This window comes from Bergeyella porcorum (assembly GCF_042427575.1).
GTDB classification, from domain to species: Bacteria; Bacteroidota; Bacteroidia; order Flavobacteriales; family Weeksellaceae; genus Bergeyella; species Bergeyella porcorum.
The window spans coordinates 1-967 of sequence record NZ_JBHMFD010000029.1 but is presented as its reverse complement, the minus strand read 5'-3'; the positions used below and the strand labels follow the sequence as shown (position 1 = coordinate 967).

Here is a 967-nt window from a genome sequence, read left to right as displayed (position 1 = left end):
GCGAATATTCTTAATACAATTTTGTTAGCAACAGCATTTAAAGCAGTGAGTTTATGTTTACCTTTTTCAATCCTTTGTTGGTAATATATTTTTAATTGAGGGTCATGCTGAATGGCGGTGCAAGCAGCTTTAAATAAAATTGATTTTAGTGTTTTATCTCTCAAAAAATGTGTTTTTGTCCGTCCTTTAATGCTACTTCCTGATTGATATGGAAAAGGAGCTAATCCACAATGACAATTAAATTTTCTAGCATCTGTAAATCGGGTGAAATTGTCAGTTTCTATAATACATTTTAGAGAAGTAACCACACCAACCCCTATTACAGAAGATATATTAGTATAAGTAGCATTTAACTCGTGATTAGCTTTGACTATTTCTATCATTTGTTTATCTAAATCATGTATGGCTTTTTTGATGGATATTAATTGTTTTTGTTCAAGTTTTATCAATTTCTTCAAAGCTACTTTTTCATTCAATATGATTTCAGCTTTTAAGCTATTTTGTATTTGTACAGACATTTTTACGTATCGTTCACGTGCTGTCATTAGTGCTTTTAACCTTCTTAATTCCTCACTAGGTAACTTAAAAGGAGATAATTTATGATGATTTGTTATAATATAATCAGCAATTCTGTAAGCATCCACACTATCAGATTTACCGCGCTGTAGTCCTAATGATCTCTGAAGGTCTAAAGGATTGATTAGATAGTAGGTAAACTGATGGTCTTCTAAAAGCCAAGTAAGTAGAGCACCATAATGCCCTGTATGCTCTATAGCTACAATAAATTGCTCTTTGTCAAATTTTTTAAGCCAAGTAAGAATGTCTTTTTCTTTGTTTGCTATCACCCCTTGCATAAACTTTTTACGATTGTCTTTTTCAAGAATACAAAAATCAAGTGTATCTTTAGAAACATCAATACCAATAATAAAATTTTTCATAAATTTGGATTTAGGAAAACAACTCTGAT

General features: G+C 30.6%; 1 protein-coding gene. It reads right to left on the bottom strand.

Features of this window, described 5'->3' with window-relative positions; genetic code table 11:
• Positions 1-938, bottom strand: a 938-nt coding sequence (locus ACFFUE_RS10755; RefSeq protein ID WP_376835255.1) for an IS110 family RNA-guided transposase, incomplete at its 3' end; no start/stop codon positions are given.
• Positions 939-967: the final 29 nt, after the last annotated feature.